The sequence below is a fragment of the Parafrankia sp. BMG5.11 genome, from assembly GCF_004337455.1.
In genome coordinates, this window is sequence record NZ_SJXI01000006.1 from 1 (window position 1) to 16,393 (window position 16,393).

Genomic DNA, 16,393 nt, shown 5'->3' on the forward strand with positions numbered 1-16,393 from the left:
CGTGAACGCCCTCGCGGTCCTCCCCGGACCCGACGGCACCACCCTCCTCGCCACCGCTGGCAACGACACAGCGATTTTTCTGTGGGCACGAGCCAGCAATTAACGCTATTACCACACTCGACACCACCATATTTTGCAGCATCAAAAAATTAACAAACCAGAATGTCTGCAGAAAATTACATCGACTCTAGTCTTGGTGAAAAATATTTTTCCCGCCTCCGGAATTCTGCGCAGCGCCAGAAAAAGCATCATCTACTAGATCCAATGCGCCCACCGCAGATACGTCACCCAGTGCCACCAGAACCCACGAATTGCCGGAATCACAGCACATATACAGAGCGCCAGACTGTACTTGCATCGCGCCACCACCAGCTCGACACAGCGCATCCCACCGGAATTCGACGGCCAGCAACAAACCTGCTGAGCACAGCGCAGGAAAACCGCCCGCCAGACGGCGAAAAACCGCCCCGTCAGACAACTGATAACTATCACCCTTACGCTCGCACACCACCTGTGAACAGGCAGTTCAGCATTGCGTGCCAGCCTCAATTGCTTCTAAGCACTGGGTCGCAGGTTCGATCCCTGCCGGGCGCACAAATCGGCCCTCTGACCTGCGACGATGCCGAGCAAGATCGGCCAACGCGGGCCCGAAACCCGCTCTGGCGCCTAATAGGCACCAGGTCTCTCACCCGCTCCCCGCCGGCCGTCGGTAGCTCCGTGACCTGCGAACATCAGCCCAGAAGCGGGCAGACGGACACCGCACAGCGCGCTGACACCTGATAACTTTTCTACTTGTACCAGCCGTAGAAGATCGCTAACTGGGTGGCGGGGCCAGCCCCACAACCCCGCTGCGCTGGCGCGCACGCCTCCGCGGCAGCCCCAGACGCGGGCCCTGACTCAACGCCGTACGGCCCAGGACCTGACACGGTCTGTCCCGGTGACACACTGTTCGGGTGAGCAACGGGGGCAACACGCAAAGCGGCAGCGGCGCGGCCTGGGACTTTTTCGTCTCCTACACCCAGACCGACCGGCCATGGGCCGAGTGGATCGCCTGGACCCTGGAAGACGCCAGCTACCGCGTCTTGATCCAAGCCTGGGACTTCACCCCCGGATCGAACTGGGGCACCGGCATGGACCGGGGTGTCGCCGCCGCGCAGCGGACGATCGCCGTATTCTCCACCGCCTACACCCGCTCCGTCTACGGCGCAGCCGAGTGGCAGGTCGCCTGGTCCGCCGACCCCACCGGCGAGACCCGCAAACTCCTCGTCACCCGCGTCGAGGACTGCCCACGGCCCGGCCTACTCGGCCAGGTCGTCTCCCTCGACCTGCACGGCATCCCCGAGGACACCGCCCGCGCGTACCTGCTACACGCCGCCGAAATGGCTGTCTCTGGCGGTCGAGCGAAACCCGCCACCGCGCCCCCGTTCCCCACCAGCCCACAGACAGCACCTCCCCCACCGCCGTTCCCCTCCGCCCAACCCGACTCAGGTGCAGACACCACCAGCGCACCCGCCGCGGGCGGCATCCACATCAGCACCGTCACCGCACCCGACGGACAAGCCATCGGCGTCAATTACGGGCAGATCATCCAGAACCGGAACACCTCCGGCGGATGACCTCCGACGGCCAGAACCGGCCCACGGTCGACCATGTCACCGCGTCGAACGGGCAGGCAATCGGGGTCAACTACGGGCAGATCTGGCAGCAACGGTTCACGGGCCCGTTCGCCCTGCTGCGCGACGCCACCATCCCCCTCGACCCGCTCCCCGGAGACCTCCGACTAAACGACCCTGCCGACCCGGACAACCCGGTCGCCCGTTTCCGCGGACGCGCCGATCTCATCGACACCATCGACGCCTACCTCCAACGCTGCGTCCAGCTACGCCGCGGCGGCTACCTGCTCATCGAAGCCGAAGCCGGCATGGGCAAATCCGCCCTCGCCACCTACCTGGCTTTCACCCGCGCCTGGCCCTCGCACTTCACCCGCCTCACCGAAGGACGCACCCCCGAAACCGCCAGGCTCAACCTCGCCGCCCAACTCATCGCCCGCTGGCAAATCGAGGCTGCCCCCGGCGGCGTCCTGCCCGATAACGCCAACACCCCACACTGGCTCTACCTCCGGCTCTGCGACGCCGCGAGAACCCGCGACAACGACAAACAGCAGAAAGACCAGCCGGTCGTGCTGCTCGTCGACGGACTCGACGAAGCACCACCCCCACCCCCCGGAGAACTACCCCTCGGCCTGCCCACCGCCCTACCCCCCGGCACGATCATCGTCGCGACCACACGGCCCAAAACCCTCATCATCCCCACCGGGGCACGCGTCATCGAACGCATCGACGTCGAAAGCGTCTCCAACCGCCAAGACCTCCTCGACTACCTCACCACCCTCAGCACCACCGACCCCCAAATCGTCGACGCCCTCCACCACGCGGGCATGCCCGCCGGCCGGTTCTGCCGAACCCTGTCCGACCGCTCCGGCGGAGTATGGATCTACGCACTCACCGTCCTCGACCAGATCCGCGACCACGGCCGTAACCCCGCCGACATCGACCGGCTCCCCGAAGGACTCGCCGGCTACTACGCCGACAACCTCCACCGCTGGCAAAACGAACTTGGCGGCACCGCATGGGAGACCCACGGCCTCCCCGTCCTCGCCACCCTCACCGCCATCCGCGAACCCCAAAATGCCGCCACCATCGCCACCTGGGCAGGCGTCCCCGAAGCCAACACCCGCACCCTGCTCCGCGGCATCTTCCGACCGTTCCTCGCCACCCACCGGGGACCCACTACCCGCGACGACCTCTACCTACCTCGCCACCAGAGTCTGCGCGACTTCACCACCGGCACCACTCTCGCCGAGAGCGACGACGACACATTTCGCGACATCGCCGACGCCCTGTCCACTGCCACCCGCGAAGCGCACCAGCGAATCACCGCCATACTCACGCCCTCTGCCCCAATCGACCAGCGGGATTGGGTATCAACCTGCCGATACACTCACACTCATCTTGCCGAACATGCCGCCAAATCCGGGTGCCTCGACAATCTGGTCAACGATCCCGGGTTTCTATTGAGCTGCCAACCTGCGGGTATTCTTGATCACCACAAATATCTCCAGACCGCCGATGGCTTCGCTGCAGTTAAGGCCTACGAACATGCCCGCAGGGACATCAACAATTGCCCCGAAAATCCACCCGCCTTTTGGCTCCATATATGGGCACGCAAAACTTTCGCTTCCACTCTCACTCAAAATACTACACAATTTGCCCCCTGGCCTTGGACCGTCCAATCTGCCATGTGGGCAGGCGTCTCCCGCCACGCTCGCACCGTGAACGCCCTAGCCGCTGTGCCGTTGCCAGATGGGCGCGTTTTGCTGGCGTCCGCCGGCAACGACCCCGCGGTGCGACTCTGGGACCCGACCACAGGCAAACCCGAAGGCCCACCCCTCACCGGCCACACGGGCTGGGTACGAGCAATGACCCTTGTCCATCTGGCCAACCGTCGCGTCGTCCTCGCCACCACCAGCTGGGACCAGACAGTGCGGCTCTGGGATCCGGACATCGGAAAATCCACCCTCCCACCAATCATCAACCACGGCGGCTGGGTGCGAGCCCTGGCCACTGTCCCTTTGCCGGACCACCGCGCCCTACTCGCTACCACCGGTTGGGACCACACAGTACGACTGTGGGACGCCGAAAATGGCCAACTAGAAGGACCGCCTCTCACCGGCCACGCAAGCCCAGTGACCACGTTGGCCACTATCGCTCTACCCAACCAACGCAATTTTCTCGTCACCGCCGACGACAATAACACCATCATTGCTTGGAGCCCAACCACAACCGCACGACCCGACTGTGGAACTCCACAACCAGCGGACCCCACAGCCAGCCCCTCACCAGACACACCGACTATATGAACGCCCTCACCATCCTCCCCGGACCCCGACGACGGCGCCACCCTCCTCACCACCAGCGACGACATGGCGGATTCCCTGTAGGCACCAGCCTGGAATCAGAATCATCACTAGACTCAGCGCGGTCACATTTCTCCAGAACCACACCAATAAGCCGGAAGGCGCAATCCGCGCCGATCAAAAGGGCCTGAATAACAGTTTTCGCTCCGCCGGTGCGCTGCACATCGCCAGAAAGAGCTACCCGCCAGCCAGATTCGACACGACCACCCCAGACACGTCACCCAGCGCCATCAGAATCCACACACCGCCGGAGCCACAGCCCCGCCACGGAACGCCAGGCGATACTGACACCTCGCTATCGCCAGCTCAGAACAGCGCACACGTCGAAGGCGCGACGGCCAGCAAGAGAAACCGGATCGCGGGACGGAAAACCCGCCCCGTCAGACAACTGATAACTATGACTCCGGCGCTCGCGCACCACCTGCGAACAGGCAGTTCAGCATTTCGCACCAGCCCTAATTTCTTCTAAGCACTGGGTCGCAGGTTCGATCCCTGCCGGGCGCACAAATCGGCCCTCTGAACTGCGGCGATGCCGAGTAAGGTCGGACAGTGCGGGTCCGAAACCCGCTCGGACGCTTAATGAGCACCAGGTCTCCCACTGTTCCCCGCCGGCCGTCGACAGCTCCGTGACCTGCACCAGCAGAGCAGGAAGCGGCCCGCATCGCGGCTCACAGCGCTCAGTGACCTGATAACTTTTCCCCTCGCCGTTCCCCTCGAAGGTCCCCAACAGGCGCCCGGGCTCAACCCGCAGCCCCCGCCGCACACGGGCCCGCGCCTCGACCACAGTCCCGACGCCGGCCAGACGCGGACCCTGGCACACGCCGTACCAGCACGGTCTGACCCGGACAGTCTCGATGGCACACTGTCCGGGTGAGCAACGGGGGCAACACGGAAAGCACTACCGGCGACAGCCGCGCGGGCTGGGACTTCTTCGTCTCCTACACGGCGGCCGATCGCCCATGGGCGGAGTGGATCTCCTGGCAGCTCGAAGAAGCCGGCTACCGCGTGCTCGTCCAAGCATGGGACTTCGTCGCCGGAACGAACTGGCAGATCCGCATGCAACAAGGCGTGCAACGCGCTCAACGCACGGTCGCGGTGCTCTCCGACGCCTACCTGACCTCGGTCTACGGCCAGACGGAGTGGCAAGCCGCCCACGCCGCCGACCCCCACGGCTTCGGCCGCAAACTCCTACCTGTACGGGTCGAAGACTGCCTACGGCCGGGGCTACTCGGTGCCGTCGTCTCCATCGACCTGTTCAACCACGACGCCCACCAGGCCGGCCGGTACCTCCTCGACCACGTCCGCCACGCACTCACCGGACGCGCCAAACCCACCAGCCCACCCGGCTTCCCCGTACACCGGCCGAACGCACCGACCCGCGAACCGGCCTTCCCCACCACCGACCCTGAACCCGCCGACACCACCCTCGCCCCGGATGATCGACAGAGCCTTGAGGATCTACTCGCTCAACAACGCCGCACCCTCGGCCACGACGCCACCAGAACCCTCGCGACCGCTCACCTGCTCGGGTTGGCCTTGGTCAATCTCGGCAATCACACCGCAGCACGCGCCCTGCTCGACGACACCCTCACCCGCCGACGCGCCACCCTCGGCCACGACCACACCGACACCCTCAGAACCGCCCACCTGCTCGGGTGGACCCTCGACAGACTTGGCGATCACACCGCAGCACGCACCCTCCTCGACGACACCCTCACCCGCCGACGCGCCACCCTCGGCCACAACCACCCCAGCACCCTTGCGACCGCCAAACTGCTCGGGTGGACTCTGGGCAATCTCGGCGATCACACCGCAGCACGCGCCCTGCTCGACGACACCCTCACCCGCCGACGCGCCACCCTCGGCCACGACCACCCCAGCACCCTTGAGACCGCCCACCGGCTCGGGTGGACCCTGGACAAGCTTGGCGATCACACCGCAGCACGCACCCTCCTCGACGACACCCTCACCCGCCAACGCCACACCCTCGGCCACGACCACGCCAGCGCCCTTGCGACCGCCAAACTGCTCGAATGGACGCTGGACAAACGCGGCAAGAGGCACTCCCGACGGCAGCGATCAACCAGATGGCAAAGAGCGCCAGACGCCGGCTAGACCCGGACAGGTGTTGTTCCGCTCTCCGGAGCCTCGTCGAGGAAGAGAACATTGTCGCAGTCGATCCAAGCCCGGTGGCCAATCCCTCACCGGCCGCACCGAGCCGGTGACCGCCCTCGCGGCCCTGCCCGGCCCTGAGGGCACCACCTTCCTCTCCTGCACCAGCGCCGACACAGCGTTTTCCTGTGGACACCAGCCAGTAATTCATGTCATCATCACATCCGACACCCCGCGGTCTCAAATGAAATCCGCACCGGGCTAGACTCGGCTAACGAGTATTTTCCCTCTCGCCGGTGTGCCGTACAGCACCAAAAAACGCATCCTCGGGCCAGTTCTGACGCGCCCATCACAGACACGTCACCCAGCGCCACCAGGACCATGCATCACCGGAATCACAGCCTCGCCGCAGAACGCCAGGCCACACTGGCACCGCGCCACCATCAGCCCAGCACAGCGCATCCCGCCGGAGTTCGACGGCCAGCAAGAAAACCGCCGAACACAGCGCAGGAAACCCGCCCGCCAGGCGGCGAAAAACCGCCCCGTCAGACAACTGATAACTATGGCTCCTACGCTCGCACACCACCTGTGAACAGGCAGTTCAGCATTCCGCACCAGCCCTAATTGCTTCTAAGCACTGGGTCGCAGGTTCGATCCCTGCCGGGCGCACTGGTCACCGCGACCATCGGTGTGACCTAGGTATATAACCCATCGGGCATCTTGGGCGTCGACACTAATGCGAACCTCCACAACGTGATCGATCGCACACGGAAAGCTGCGACTATGGCTGATCTGGCGGGCTCGCATGCCCTCGCTCCCGTGCCCGTCCATGCAGCGCCCGGGCCTTGAGACCAAGCCATCGGAGAACAGCGAGGACCAGAGCGCCGTCAGAGCCGACGCGCAAATCGCTGGACGATCGCGATGTTGCAACACCGGTCGCAGCCACGGAAACCACTGGTCGCCTGCAATCAGACCGGGCAGTCTGTGCTCGTGGTCGTCCTCCCGTTCCCCGAGAACCGCACTGTGGGCATGATCGATTGGGTTGGCTCCTCCTACGACCACCTGGGGCCGCTGCCGGCACGCGGTGACGTGGAAGTACCGGACCGCGGGGAGGTGACCCTGGAGATCCACCCCGCCGCGGAGCTGGATGGCCACGGCGGCAGAACCGTCGAATCGGCCTCGGTCAGCTGGTCTCCGGTCGACGTGCGCTTTCTCGATCAGCTGCCCTCCGACAGCATCACCATGCTGTCGATCATGTATCCGGTTCAGTCGGGGTCGCTGTCCGCGCTCGCTCACCTGGCCCCGGGCCTGCGGAGACTGACGCTGGCCTGGACCGAACTGACCGACGAGGCGCTGCCGCACCTGGCCGCGTTGCGGCACCTGACCTGGTGGCAGAGTTTCGGCAACCATTTCAGCGACGCCGGGGTGCAGCAACTCGTCGCACTGGAGGAACTCGACCACCTCTACCTCGAAGAAGCAACCCTCACCCTGGCCGGCTTCGCCTTCGCCCGGCGTCTTGAACGGCTGTGCCGCCTGGGCGTCCAGGACGCGATGCTGTCGAAACGGGACCTGAAGACCCTTCGCCGCCAACTCCCGGGCGTGGACGTCGGGTGACAAGGATCCGTAGCGGCATCACGGCGCGGGCCGTCGAACTCGAACGGCTACACGCCGACGTACACCGACTATGGGCGCGCCGGAGCCTGAGCGCGGACCAGTGGGATGCCTGAGCTCGGGAGGCGGACCGCTTCGACCTGGCGGTCCGAGGCTTCTACAGCCCGTTCGACCGCGCCGCCAAAGCGCTACGGAGCGGGGAACCTGAGGAGGTCGAGACCGCCGTCCAGTTCCTCGAAGCCGATCCGTGGTGCTTTCGATCCGGCTACATGAAAGCCGAACTGATGCACCGCCTCGCCAACGGCCCGATCTGGACGCCCATCACCATCGGCTCCACGACGTCCTGGGCAGACGGCTGACGCACCCGCAACCCCGTCTCCTGCGCCACACCGCCCGCCTGGCCGCCGCCGTGTGGGACGACGACCTGCGCCAGCGAGTCGACCAACTTCCCTGCCCCGAACCCGCCAGGACGCATCAGGTTCAGCTCTTCCTGCACCTCGTCGAACAGCGGCTGCGGACCGAAGGCAGAACACTCGACGGGCGCCCCGGTCGCGACAGCGGCCACCGACCGCGCTGACCTTGCGAAGTCGGGTGGTCGGACACGCGGGCCCGGGCGGTCGGCCTGCTCGAATCAGACTTCCCGATAACCCGCCGTGCCCCGCACCACTCGGGCGTACCGCGTGGTCATCATGGTCTGCGCCCTTCGGCCTGCGGGTCCGGCGAGTCGCGGCAGGAATCCGTTCGGCCGGCTGAAAGCTGTGATGATCAGCCAGACCGCATCGCTGGCGTCACGCTCGACGACGAAAGCCTCCTCACCGACCTCAGGATGATCAGGCAGGGTCCCGTAGGCGAAACCCCGCCGGTCGGTCTCGTCGAGCACCCACACGACCCGACAGGCGGCCAGCACACCGACCCGTCCCCAACCCGCACACATCACCACGGTCACCCCGAGATCCGCCCCAGGGGACGACACCGCCAGCCCGAGTCTGGCACGCCGATGCATCCCCCAGCTCATGACCACCGCAGCAGCCGCCGCGAACACAGCCTGTCCCCGCCCCACCAACGAGGAATTGTCAAAACCTGTGGATCGTGTGGCGGACCGATAGAGATCAACTGAGCTGGTAGTGGCCGTTGGTGATGCCGTGCAACGCGGCCTCGGCTGTGGCTGCGGGATCCATGTGGCTGGAGTCCAACACGTGGGGTTCGAGGGTGTCGAGGCTGCTGAACTGGTGGTGAAGCGAGCGGATCGGCTCGGGGTCGGTCAACGCGTCGGTGGCGGTTCGGCTGGTAGCTCGGCGGAGCGTCGTCGCTTCGTTGGGGCGTAGCACGAGGTAGTGCAGCTCGATTCCGCTGGTCGTGCTGATGGCACGGAACGCGTCGAGGAACCAGGGGCCGATGATGCCGTCGCAGATCACGTCGTAGCCGCCGGCGGCGTAGCCGAACGCGGTGTCGGCCACGACGTTGATGACGATCGTGTTCTGGTGGTGCGCTTCGGGCAGGTAGGGCGCGATGGCGCCCTGGCGGATGAAGTGCCAGAAGTCATCGGCGTGCAGGTGCACGCTGAGCGAGAGCCGGTCGGCCACCTGCCGGGCGATCGTGGTCTTGCCCGCACCAGGCGGCCCGGTCATCACGATCACTCTGCCGGTTGGTGCGTCCGAGGCGCGGGCCGGCGCCTCCGGGTGAGCGGGGCGGGGACTGCTCATGCCGCGCGCGCCTGTGGGCGTTCGACGAGTTCGCCCGCCTCGAACACCGCACCTGCGCGGACGAGGGCGACGAGGTGCGGGGCGTTGACCGCGCGCCAGCGGGTCTGGGCGGACTCGATGAGCTTGAACGCCATCGCCAGCCCGACGGCACGCGACCCTGCCCCCTTGGTGACCTTGGTGCGGTGGCGGACGGTCGCGAATGTGGACTCGATCGGGTTCGTGGTCCGCAGGTGGATCCAGTGCTCTGCCGGGTAGTCGTAGAACGCCAGCAACACGCCCAGATCGTCGGCGATCTTCGCGGTGGCCTTCGGGAACTTCGCCCCGTACGCCTTGGCGAACGCCCTCGCTGCCTGCTCGGCGTGGGCCCGGTCCTCGGCGTTCCAGATCTCGGCGAGCGCCTTCTTCGCACCCGGGTGCGCGGAGGTCGGCAACGCCGACAACACATTCCCGATCTTGTGGAACCAGCAGCGTTGTTCGGTAGCTTCCGGGAACACCTCGCGCAGTGCGCCCCAGAACCCCAACGCCCCGTCCCCGACCGCGAGCACCGGTGCGGACATGCCGCGCCGGGCGCAGTCACGCAGCAGATCCGCCCACGAGCCGGTCGACTCCCGATACCCGTCCGTGATCGCGACGAGTTCCTTCCGGCCGTCGGCGCGGACCCCGATCAGGACCAGCAGGCACAGCTTCTCCTCGTCCAGACGGATGTTCACGTGCACACCGTCGGCCCACACATACACGTAGTCCACGCTCGACAGATCCCGGTCGCTGAACGTCTGGTAGTCGTCCTGCCAGGTCTTCGTCAGCCGGGTGATGGTGGCCGCGGACAGGCCGGCCGAGCTGCCCAGGAACTGCTTCAACGCCGGCACGAAGTCCCCGCTGGACAGGCCGTGCAGGTACAGCAACGGCAACACCTCTGCGACCCGCGGGGACCGGCGGCACCACGGCGGCAGGATCGCCGAGGAGAACCGCGCCCGCTGTCCGCTGGCCGCTGGCCGGGTCGACGTGGCGGTCGTTGACCCGCGGCGCGCGGACCTGGACCGCACCGGCCGCCGGCCCCGCTCATCGCGCTGGTCAGCAAGCCCGGCGATATACGCATCCACCTCGGCTTCCAACGCCGCGGCCAGCATCCGCCGAGCACCCTCACGAACGATCTCGTCGATCAACGACGGCGCACCCACCGCGCCGTCTTCCTGCGCGCCATCGTCTGGGACTACCGTGAGCACGGGCGTACCTTCCCGACCGACGCGTCAACGTCGGCCTGTTTGAGACCTCAACCTCGATCACCGGGAAGGTACGCCCCTCCCGGCCGATCCACAGGTCTCAACCATTGCTCCCGTGAGGGCTTGGACCCCCTCTGAGGACTGCTGCCGACGAGCTGGAACACTCGAGGGAAGCGGCACGCAAGGCCCCAAGACACGCATGCTCTCCCTCGACGCCGCCACCGCACCGATCAACTACCTGACCGACTCCGACAACCCGCCCGACGGAGTCGAGGAGATCACGAAGGCACAGATCGAGGAGTTCCTGACCTGGTTCGGCACCGTGCCGACGCCACGACAGCCGCAGCGCCGTGGCGACGCCTACGTGAACCAGACCTTCCGCGCCTTTCAGCAGTGGTTCAAGCGACTTCTCGACAAAGAGGAGATCACACACTCACCGCTGGAACGGATGTCACCACCGAAGGTCGACAAGAAGCCCGTCCCGGTGCCGCACGAAGACGAGATCCGAGCCGTTCAGGCCACCTGCGCCGGCAAGATGCTCGTAGACCCCGCGACAACCCGATCATCCGGTGCCTACTCGACTCCGGCGGGCGACGCACCGAGATCACCAAGCTCCGCGTCGACGACGTCGACCTCACGCGCAAGATGCTGCACGTGCTCGGCAAGGAGAACCGCCCGCGACCTGCGCCAATCGGCAACAACACCGCGCTGGCCCTCGACCGCTACCTACGGATGCGCGCCCGCGACAAGCACGCCAACCGCCCCGAACTCTGGCTTGCCGACCGTGGCCGCAGCCCGCTCACCGGTGACGGGCCCGCCCGGGCGACCCCCTGACTCAGCGATCAACGAAGCCGTCACGCACGGGCCGATCAGCTTTGGGTCTCGCCGGGTCGGCTGGCGGTCCAGCCGGCCCGGCTGATCGCACAGACGTTGTTCGCCTTCCACAGGCCGACGTCGGCGATCTCGTGGAAGGTCATCCCGAGCTTACGGGCGATCATGTTCATACCCGCGTTCTCTTGATGTGTGGCAGTGATCAGCTCGTCGACGTCAGGGTGAGTGAACCCGAAATCAAGCGCCGCCATGATCGCCTCGATGCCCAGGCCCTGGCCCCACCGGTCGCGGCGGATCGAGGCCGCGACCTCCACGCCGGGCCAGCCCAGGGCTAAGCAGGTGCCGGCGCGGCCGAGGAACCGTCCGCTGCGCCGGTCCTCGACCACCCACATGCCGTGCCCGCGGATCGCCCACATGCGATCAGAATCCGCCGGCCCCACCGCTCCCTCGATCAGCATCCACCCGACACGCCACCCATGATCACCCCGGCCCGAAGCTCCAGCGTCCGATGCTCGACGGGCTGGTCAACGAGTACCACGACGCGACCCGACCGTTCCCACGGAAGACCACGTCAACCGTAGAAGACCAGCTCACAGACCGGGACCTTCTTTCTGGAGCCCCACAGAGCCGCACGCAGCCGGATCGCAGGCCGGGCATATCGGGTCTATCGCCATGCCGAGCAGTTCGATCGCACTGTCGGGTGCCACCGACTCTCCCAGGACGGGGCTCATGTACGGGCCCGGCGAGAGAGGGCACGAACCCCGCACCTCGCGTATGTTACCGTCTTTTGGAGGTCACTTTTATTAGAGGGGGACTGTCACATGCAAGGATTGGGGGCGCGGCGGTGGTGGGCGCTGGGGGCGGTCAACCTGAGCGTTCTCGCCGTCAGCCTGGACGGCACCGTCCTGTCGGTAGCCCAGCCGACGCTGTCGACGGCGCTTGACGCTTCGCAGTCCGACCTGGTCTGGTTCTCCGCCGGCTATCTGCTCGTACTAGCGGCGGCGGTGCTGCCCGTCGGCTTGGTGGGCGACCGGTTCGGCCGCCGGGCGGTCTTGCTCGCGTCCCTGGCGCTGTTCGGCCTTGGGTCGGTGCTCTGCGCCTACGCCGGATCGATCGCGGTGTTCCTGACAGGGCGGTTGCTTCAGGGCCTGGCTGGCGCCGGTATCACGGTGATGGCCCTGTCGGCCCTGGTCGTCCTGTTCGACGAGCATGAACGCCCACGGGCAGTGGCGATCTATCAGGCAGCGGCCTTCCTTGCCCTACCACTCGGCCCGATTCTCGGCGGCTGGATGCTGTCGCAGTTCTGGTGGGGCTGGGTCTTCCTGCTCAACGTGCCGGTCGTCGTGCTCGCCGCAGTGATCGGTTTCGTCCTGATCCCGGAGTCACGGTCGGCGGAACGCCCTGGTCTGGACCCGGTCGGCACGGCGGCGTCGGCGGCGGGACTGGCCCTGGTGATCTATGGTCTGGTGCGAGCCGGAGAGCACGGTTGGGGCAGCCTAGACGCGGTACTGCCGATCGCTGCGGGAGCCGCCATGGTCGCCGGGTTCGTCTGGTGGGAGCATCGGCTCGGTCGGATGCCCGCCGGCCGGCCGCTGGTCGACCCGCGGCTCCTGCAACCGGGCCCGTTTCTATGGGGATCAGCACTCGCCGCGGTCGCGGGCCTAGCGATGATTGGAGTACTTTTCACCATTCCTCAGTACTTCCAGGGAGTGCAAGGGACAGACACGCTCGGCAGCGGCCTGCGTCTGCTTCCCCTCATCGCCGGCATGGTCGTCGGCGCCGGGCTCTCCGGACGGCTTCTACCAGCGATCACCGCGCGATTGACGATAGCCTTGGGCTTTGTTCTCTTGGCCGGCGGTCTCGCCATAGCAGTCACCACCACGCCTACTTCCGACACCGCGTTCACAGCCGGCTGGACAGCGCTCGTAGGCGCGGGAACTGGACTGGCCCTGTCCGCAGCGACCGCCGCAGCACTGGCTGGACTGTCGGCCGAACGCAGTGGGACCGAATCAGCCATCGTGCAGGCATTCAATAAGACAAGCGGACCACTCGGTACGGCAATTACCGGCAGTATTCTGGTCGCGGTTTACCATACCCGGCTCGACAGCGCCGAGCTACCGGCGACGGTCGCCGAGAGCGCGCGCAGGAGCCTCTATGACGGTACGATCGCCGCGCACGCGGCCGGGGCACCCGGACTGGAACAAGCGATCCGCTCAGCGTTCGTCGATGGGATGAGCGTCGCGTTCCTGGCGTCGGCCGCGATCGCCCTGCTCGGCGCCGTCATGGCCCTGGTCCTCCTTCCCCGAGGCCAATCCCGTGGAACGGAAGCCGGACAGCCGACCGAGGAAGGGACCGTCGATGCCGTCGCCCACTGACCCAGCAATGCCTGGCCTGCGAGAACGCAAGAAGGCCCGAACTCGGGCCGCCATCCAGACCCACGCCCTGCGGCTGTTCCGCGAACAGGGCTACCACGCCACCACCATCGAACAGATCATCGACGCCGCGGAAGTCTCGGAGACGACCTTCTTCCGTTACTTCCCCACGAAAGAAGACGTCGTTCTCCAGGACGACCTCGACCCGCTGATCATTGAGGCGTTCCACGACCAGCCCGCGGATCTCACACCCATCCAGGCGATACGCGCCGCGATCCGTCAGCAGTTCGAGGCCCTCACACCGCGCCAGAGGCAGGCGGTACAGGAACGCACCTCGCTCATCATCGCCGAACCCGCCCTGCGCGCAGCCATGCTCGACCAGATCTCCCAGACCATGCTCCTGCTCGCCGACGCGATCGCCGAACGGACCAGACGCCCAAAGGACGACCTCGCCGTACGCACCATCGCCGGCAGCGCCATCGGCGCCATGCTTGCCGCCCTGCCCACCCTGACCGAAGATCCCCACGCGGATCTGTCCTCTCTTGTCGACCAGGCACTTGGCTACCTGGACCCGATTTCCGCACATATCAGCGGCGCAACCGCGAGCAATCCTTTGATTACTTCGTAATGAAGTCCAGCGGCTTCTTGACTGTAGCGGCGAAGGGCCTCGACCGTGTCGACACCGGAGTCAGGTTGATAGGCAGCGCACACCAGTAACGGCGACCGCATTTCTGTGATCACGTTGTGGATTGTGGTGGACAGGTGGCTGCCAGATCGACCTGACGGCGTGGCGGACGTGAATGCGAGGCTGCCACCGGTGACCGTCGCGGGTTGTGTTGACCATCGAAGATCGGCCAGTGGCCGTGCGCCACAGCATGGACTGCGCCCTGTAGCGCGCCGAGTTCGATAAAGAGCCCAGGTGTGAACAGGAACGGGTCAGCTTCAGGCTGGCTGTACCTCGCTACCGTCATCGACTGCCACACAAAAGCCGTCATCGGCTGGGCCATGGACGACAACTACCGCACCGGGCTCATCGAAACCGCCATCACCATGGCCGCCCGTAACCACCAGCTCACCGCCGGAGCTATTTTTCATTCGGACCGCGGAAGTAACGGCGGATTCAACTGGTCGTCGCAACACCTCGATCCGGAGGTGTGGAAATGGGACGGCCGGCGGATTGGACCGAGACGGTCACGGGACGGGCGGGGATGTGCTCGCCGGGGCGGCCGCCGGTGGCACGGCAGGAGCATCAGCAGCGGTTCTGGGCGGCGATCGCGCGGGGACTGAGCAGCGAGGACGCCGGTGTCGCGGCCGGCGTGTCGCCGGCCGTCGGGACCCGGTGGTTCCGCAACTGTGGCGGGATGCCCCCTTCGGACTTCCCCGCCCCGTCGGGGCGGTATCTGTCGTTCGCTGAGCGGGAGGAGATCGCCCTGGGTCGTGCCCGCGGGGACAGCATCCGCCAGATCGCGCGGGGCCTGGGTCGGCCTGCGTCGACGATGTCGCGGGAGCTGCGGCGTAACGCCGGCACCCGCGGCGGGACGCTGGTCTACCGGGCCACGCTCGCGCAGTGGCATCGAGACCGCCGGGCCACCCGGCCCAAGACTGCCAGGCTCGCCGGCAACGAGCGGCTACGTGGCTACGTGCAGGACCGGCTCGCCGGGCCGGTCCGGCGCGGCGACGGCACGGTGGTGCCCGGCCCGTGGACGGCGCCGTTCACCGGCAGGAACAAGCCGCACCGCCAGGACCGCCGCTGGGTCAGCGCGTGGAGCCCGGAGCAGATCTCGCGGCGGCTGCGGGTCGATTTTCCCGACGACCCGACGATGCGGATCTCGCACGAGGCGATCTACCAGGCCCTTTACATCGAAGGGCGGGGGACGTTGCGCCGTGAGCTGGTCGCGTGTCTGCGCACGGGCCGCGCGCTGCGGATGCCACGCGCGCGGGCCGGACGGCGCGGCGACGGCATGGTCACCCCCGAGGTGCGGATCGGCGCCCGGCCGGTCGAGGCCACAGACCGGGCGGTCGCGGGGCACTGGGAAGGAGACCTGATCATCGGATTGAACCGGTCCGCGATCGGCACGCTGGTCGAGCGCACCACCCGGCTCACGGTCCTGCTGCACCTGCCCCGCATGGACGGCTACGGCCACCAGCCGAGGGTGAAGAACGGTCCGGCGCTGGCGGGCCGCGGTGCCGACGCTGTCCGGGACGCGATCACCCGGGCGTTCGCCGTGCTACCGGAGCAGCTACGGCGGACCCTGACCTGGGACCGCGGCACGGAGATGGCCGGACACGCCGCGCTGACCGCCGACACGGGCCTGGGGGTCTACTTCGCCGACCCGCACAGCCCCTGGCAGCGCGGCACGAACGAGAACACCAACGGGCTGCTACGCCAGTACTTCCCCAAGGGCACCGACCTGTCCCGCTGGACCCGCCACGAACTCGCCACCATCGCCGCGACCCTCAACGACCGGCCCCGCAAGACCCTCCGCTGGAAGACCCCCACCGAAGCGATGAACAACCAGCTACTCTCACTCCAACAACCCGGTGTTGCGACGACCGGTTGAGTTCGGT

Annotated in this window: 15 protein-coding genes; 9 read left to right on the plus strand and 6 right to left on the minus strand. The window is 66.6% G+C overall.

Features of this window, described 5'->3' with window-relative positions; translation table 11 throughout:
- Positions 1 to 187: 187 nt before the first annotated feature.
- Positions 188 to 478: a hypothetical protein gene (locus E0504_RS05035; protein WP_165938403.1), complete on the minus strand. Its 291-nt coding sequence runs from the start codon at positions 476 to 478 to the stop codon at positions 188 to 190.
- 475 nt (positions 479 to 953) lie between these two features.
- Between E0504_RS05035 and E0504_RS05040 the strand changes: the two genes are divergently transcribed.
- The 4 genes from E0504_RS05040 to E0504_RS05055 all read left to right on the plus strand — a co-directional run bounded on the left by E0504_RS05040 (position 954) and on the right by E0504_RS05055 (position 7,702).
- Positions 954 to 1,616 carry a toll/interleukin-1 receptor domain-containing protein gene (locus tag E0504_RS05040; RefSeq protein ID WP_131622209.1) on the plus strand — a complete coding sequence of 221 codons (663 nt, stop codon included), beginning with the start codon at positions 954 to 956 and terminating at the stop codon, positions 1,614 to 1,616.
- Positions 1,613 to 3,919, plus strand: coding sequence for an AAA family ATPase (locus E0504_RS05045; RefSeq protein WP_131622211.1), 2,307 nt, complete (start codon positions 1,613 to 1,615; stop codon positions 3,917 to 3,919). Before E0504_RS05040 ends, E0504_RS05045 begins: the two co-directional genes overlap by 4 nt.
- Before the next feature lie 927 nt (positions 3,920 to 4,846).
- Positions 4,847 to 6,091, plus strand: coding sequence for a toll/interleukin-1 receptor domain-containing protein (locus E0504_RS05050; RefSeq protein ID WP_131622213.1), 1,245 nt, complete (start codon positions 4,847 to 4,849; stop codon positions 6,089 to 6,091).
- Positions 6,092 to 7,201: 1,110 nt separating this feature from the next.
- Positions 7,202 to 7,702, plus strand: coding sequence for a hypothetical protein (locus E0504_RS05055; protein WP_131622215.1), 501 nt, complete (start codon positions 7,202 to 7,204; stop codon positions 7,700 to 7,702).
- Between the two features lie 262 nt (positions 7,703 to 7,964).
- On the opposite strand, the gene E0504_RS05060 is transcribed toward E0504_RS05055, so the two are convergent.
- The 4 genes from E0504_RS05060 to E0504_RS05075 all read right to left on the minus strand — a co-directional run bounded on the left by E0504_RS05060 (position 7,965) and on the right by E0504_RS05075 (position 10,625).
- Positions 7,965 to 8,264 (minus strand): hypothetical protein, encoded by a 300-nt coding sequence (locus E0504_RS05060; RefSeq protein WP_131622217.1) that lies wholly within the window; start codon positions 8,262 to 8,264, stop codon positions 7,965 to 7,967.
- A gap of 66 nt (positions 8,265 to 8,330) precedes the next feature.
- On the minus strand, positions 8,331 to 8,759 hold the full coding sequence (locus E0504_RS05065; RefSeq protein ID WP_373693867.1) for a DUF1990 family protein: 429 nt from the start codon (positions 8,757 to 8,759) through the stop codon (positions 8,331 to 8,333).
- A gap of 49 nt (positions 8,760 to 8,808) precedes the next feature.
- The gene (locus E0504_RS05070) at positions 8,809 to 9,402 is read right to left on the minus strand and encodes an AAA family ATPase (protein ID WP_243657418.1); all 594 of its coding nucleotides are present in this window, start codon (positions 9,400 to 9,402) and stop codon (positions 8,809 to 8,811) included.
- Positions 9,399 to 10,625, minus strand: a complete 1,227-nt coding sequence (locus E0504_RS05075; RefSeq protein WP_131622221.1) for an IS256 family transposase — start codon at positions 10,623 to 10,625, stop codon at positions 9,399 to 9,401. The genes E0504_RS05070 and E0504_RS05075 overlap by 4 nt, the downstream gene beginning before the upstream one ends.
- Before the next feature lie 390 nt (positions 10,626 to 11,015).
- Here E0504_RS05075 and E0504_RS50220 point away from each other — a divergent pair, with 390 nt between their 5' ends.
- Positions 11,016 to 11,456, plus strand: a complete 441-nt coding sequence (locus E0504_RS50220) for a tyrosine-type recombinase/integrase (protein ID WP_165938405.1) — start codon at positions 11,016 to 11,018, stop codon at positions 11,454 to 11,456.
- Positions 11,457 to 11,491: 35 nt separating this feature from the next.
- On the opposite strand, the gene E0504_RS05085 is transcribed toward E0504_RS50220, so the two are convergent.
- Entirely contained in the window at positions 11,492 to 11,911 is a 420-nt protein-coding gene (locus tag E0504_RS05085) for a GNAT family N-acetyltransferase (RefSeq protein WP_131622225.1), read from the minus strand.
- 363 nt (positions 11,912 to 12,274) lie between these two features.
- Here E0504_RS05085 and E0504_RS05090 point away from each other — a divergent pair, with 363 nt between their 5' ends.
- The 4 genes from E0504_RS05090 (at position 12,275) to E0504_RS05100 (ending at position 16,386) form a co-directional block, all read left to right on the plus strand.
- Entirely contained in the window at positions 12,275 to 13,828 is a 1,554-nt protein-coding gene (locus E0504_RS05090; RefSeq protein ID WP_131622227.1) for a DHA2 family efflux MFS transporter permease subunit, read from the plus strand.
- Positions 13,812 to 14,453: a TetR family transcriptional regulator gene (locus E0504_RS05095; RefSeq protein ID WP_131622229.1), complete on the plus strand. Its 642-nt coding sequence runs from the start codon at positions 13,812 to 13,814 to the stop codon at positions 14,451 to 14,453. The genes E0504_RS05090 and E0504_RS05095 overlap by 17 nt, the downstream gene beginning before the upstream one ends.
- A 293-nt stretch (positions 14,454 to 14,746) precedes the next feature.
- On the plus strand, positions 14,747 to 15,112 hold the full coding sequence (locus E0504_RS54040; protein WP_373693865.1) for a DDE-type integrase/transposase/recombinase: 366 nt from the start codon (positions 14,747 to 14,749) through the stop codon (positions 15,110 to 15,112).
- On the plus strand, positions 15,034 to 16,386 hold the full coding sequence (locus E0504_RS05100) for an IS30 family transposase (protein ID WP_373693866.1): 1,353 nt from the start codon (positions 15,034 to 15,036) through the stop codon (positions 16,384 to 16,386). Before E0504_RS54040 ends, E0504_RS05100 begins: the two co-directional genes overlap by 79 nt.
- The last annotated feature ends 7 nt before the right edge of the window (positions 16,387 to 16,393 follow it).

Coding starts and splice junctions, on each gene's coding strand:
- E0504_RS05045 (WP_131622211.1), top strand. CDS start 1,613: ATGACCTCCGACGGCCAGAACCGGCCCACGGTCGACCATGTCACCGCG.
- E0504_RS05070 (WP_243657418.1), bottom strand. CDS start 9,402: ATGAGCAGTCCCCGCCCCGCTCACCCGGAGGCGCCGGCCCGCGCCTCG.
- E0504_RS05085 (WP_131622225.1), bottom strand. CDS start 11,911: ATGCTGATCGAGGGAGCGGTGGGGCCGGCGGATTCTGATCGCATGTGG.
- E0504_RS05090 (WP_131622227.1), top strand. CDS start 12,275: ATGCAAGGATTGGGGGCGCGGCGGTGGTGGGCGCTGGGGGCGGTCAAC.
- E0504_RS05095 (WP_131622229.1), top strand. CDS start 13,812: ATGCCGTCGCCCACTGACCCAGCAATGCCTGGCCTGCGAGAACGCAAG.
- E0504_RS05100 (WP_373693866.1), top strand. CDS start 15,034: ATGTGCTCGCCGGGGCGGCCGCCGGTGGCACGGCAGGAGCATCAGCAG.